The sequence below is a fragment of the uncultured Frigoribacterium sp. genome (assembly GCF_963515265.1).
Classification (GTDB): Bacteria; Actinomycetota; Actinomycetes; order Actinomycetales; family Microbacteriaceae; genus Frigoribacterium.
The window spans coordinates 1-2,984 of the sequence record NZ_CAUPYL010000255.1 but is presented as its reverse complement, the minus strand read 5'-3'; the positions used below and the strand labels follow the sequence as shown (position 1 = coordinate 2,984).

3 protein-coding genes are annotated in these 2,984 nt (G+C 74.4%); 2 read left to right on the top strand and 1 reads right to left on the bottom strand.

Going from position 1 to position 2,984, the window contains the following annotated elements:
- On the top strand, positions 1-415 hold a 415-nt coding region (locus RWM17_RS13545), incomplete at its 5' end, for a hypothetical protein (protein WP_314104514.1).
- 206 nt (positions 416-621) lie between these two features.
- Complete coding sequence (locus tag RWM17_RS13540) at positions 622-1,677, top strand: diacylglycerol kinase family protein (protein WP_314104512.1); 1,056 nt, start codon at positions 622-624, stop codon at positions 1,675-1,677.
- Between the two features lie 168 nt (positions 1,678-1,845).
- On the opposite strand, the gene RWM17_RS13535 is transcribed toward RWM17_RS13540, so the two are convergent.
- Positions 1,846-2,984 (bottom strand): Gfo/Idh/MocA family oxidoreductase (locus RWM17_RS13535; RefSeq protein ID WP_314104510.1); only part of this gene is annotated, 1,139 nt, incomplete at its 5' end.

Sequence of the window (2,984 nt, the reverse complement as noted above, 5' to 3'; positions counted from 1 at the left end):
CACGGTGCTCGGAGCAGCGGCCTGCGTCGCGATCGGCGTCGGCGGCGGCGTGCTCGCCGCGACGCCCCGCGACGCCCACGTCGCCGGCCCGCCCGGCACCCTGGGCGCCGTCGAGCACGTGGCGTTCGCCGGCGAGCCGTCGGGGGTCGCCGGCGACGGCGACCTCGTGGCGCACACCTGGGGCACCGAGACCGTGCTCACGGTCGACGGCCTGCCGATCGGGCAGGCGTTCTCGGTCGTCGTCGTCGACGACACCGGTGCCGAGCACGAGTCCGGGGCGTTCCTCGGCACGGACGTGACCATCGACTGCCGGATGAACGCGGCGGTGCTGCGCGAGCACGTCGTCGCCGTCGAGGTGCGCGGCGCCGACGGCGTCGAGATCGCGACCGCCTCGGTGCCCTCCGTCGACGCCTGACCCGCCCCTCCTGCTCTCCCGCCCCTCCGCCCTCGTGCGTCTCGCCTCCGTGCTCTGTCATTCAGGACGCTGGCTCCTGAGTTCGCAGTGCGCAGGATCGGCGGTCCTGAGTCGTGCACGATCCAGGAGTCGGGCGCCGCGGCTTCCTGAGTTTCGCCGGACACCCCGCCCGGCCCGCCGCGCCGTCGCGGTGGCATCATCGACGGGTGACCACTGACACCGACCCGACGCCGCCCGTGACGTCCGGAGCCGACGCCGCCACCGCCTCCTCGGCCGACTCCACGGCCACCGCCCCGGCATCCCAGGCGACACGTGTCGCCGCGGTCGTCTACAACCCGATCAAGATCGACCTCGACGCGGTGAAGGCCGCGGTCGCCCGTGCCGAGGGCGCCGCCGGCTGGGGCACGACGCTCTGGTTCGAGACGAGCGAGGACGACGCCGGCCAGGGCCCCGCCCGCGAGGCCCTCGAGGCCGGTGCGACGATGGTCATCGCGGCCGGCGGCGACGGCACGGTCCGGGCGGTGGCCGAGACGGTGCACGCCTCCGACGCGTCGCTCGCCCTGCTTCCGAGCGGCACGGGCAACCTGCTCGCCCGCAACCTCAAGCTCACCCTCGAGGACCTCGACAACTCCCTCGAGACCGCCTTCTCGGGCGAGGACCGGGACATCGACCTCGGCATGCTCGAGATCCGCCGCGAGGACGGCTCGTCGAGCGAGCACGTCTACGTCGTGATGACCGGCCTCGGCATCGACGCGAAGATGCTCGCGAACACCGACGACGACCTCAAGGCGAAGGTCGGCTGGCTCGCCTACGTGAAGGCGCTGGTCGCCACGCTGCGCGACGAGAACCAGCTCGTGTTCCGCTACAGGATCGACGGCGGCAAGCAGCGCGACATGCACGCGCACACGATCATCGTGGGCAACTGCGGCGCCCTGCCCGCGAACATCGTGCTGCTGCCGGACGCGGCGATCGACGACGGCCTGTTCGACATCCTGCTGCTGCGCCCGAAGGGCGTCCGCGGCTGGGCCCACATCCTGTTCAAGGTGTTCTGGGAGAACGGCGTCGTGCGTCGCCTGCCCTTCGCCGACAAGCTGCCCGGCACCGAGAACGAGGCGCTGCGCTACGTCAAGGCGAAGCAGATCGAGGTCGAGCTCAAGAGCCCCGAGGACATCGAGGTCGACGGCGACGGCTTCGGCGTCGCCACGGGCTTCCGCACCTGGATCGAGCCCGGCGGGCTGACCGTGCGGGTGCCTCGCTCGTAGGGAGCAGGAGGCGCGGAGCGGCCACCTGGGCCGCCCTGGGCGCCGGGACTCCGGGCGGGTCCGTCGCGGACGGGCCGCCGCGATCGCCCGCCCGCGGCGAACACGCCCGTGCTCCGGCGGGTGGCGGCCGGCGGGCCGACCAGCGGCGGCGACCGCTGGCGGGCAGCCTCAGACCACGGTCAAGGAGGCGCGGGTCGCCTCGAGCACGGCAGTCACCGACCGCGCGTCGTCGAGCGAGTGCAGCGGCGAGTCCGTGCGCCCCTCGGCGACGAAGGCGGCCAGCGCCGTCGCCTCGTAGGCGAGCCCGTCTCGGCCCCGCAGCACCGACGGGTCATGCCACGTCGCCGTGCCGGCGGCGGTGGACACCTCGAAGGAGGCAGGGAAGACCAGGTGCTCGAGCATCCGCACGGTGCCGGTCGAGCCGCTGATCGTGCCGAGGCCCGGTGACGTCGTGAGCAGGCTCGTGACCGCCGTGCCGACGCGGCCCTCGGCCGTGCGGAGCGCGATCGCCGCCTCGAGGTCGACGCCGTCGGCGCGGGTCGTGCCGGTGGCCCGGACGTCGACCGGCCTGCCGATCGCGAACTGGGCGAACCAGACGGCGTAGACGCCGATGTCGAGCAGCGCGCCGCCGCCGAGGGACGGGTCGGCCATGCGCCCGCCCGACGACAGGTCGTTCGCCCACGCCACGTCGGCCGTCGCGAGCCGGACGTCGCCGATCGCGCCGTCGGCGAGCAGCCGGGCGAGCACGGTGCTGTGCGGCACGTACCGCGTCCACATGGCCTCCATCGCGAGCACCCCGGCCGCGCGGGCGGCGGCGATCAGCCGGTCCGCCTCCTCCGTGGTCGTCGCGAACGGCTTCTCGACGAGGACGTGCTTGCCGGCGTCGATCGCGAGCAGGGCGTCGGGAACGTGGCTCGTGTGGGGCGTGGCGACGTAGACGACGTCGACCTCGGCCAGGGCGACCAGCGCCTCCTGCCCCTCGACCGCGGTGGCGACGCCGTGGGAGGCGGCGAAGCGCTCGGCCTTGTCGAGCGTGCGCGACGACACGGCGACGACCCGCTGGTCGGTGTGCGCGTGCAGGGCGTCGGTGAAGTCGCCCGCGATCTCGCCGGTGCCGATCACTCCCCAGCGCAGTGCGGGCCCGCCGCGCAGCGGGGTCGCGGTCGACTCGGGGAACATGAGCGACGACGAGGACGAGGGTACGGTCGAGCTGGTCATGGTGCCTCCGGGGGAGCGGGCGGGACGGGGCGAGCGGCCGGGCCGGCGGGAGCGGACGGGCTCGCGGGCGCGGACGGGCTGCCGGGCGC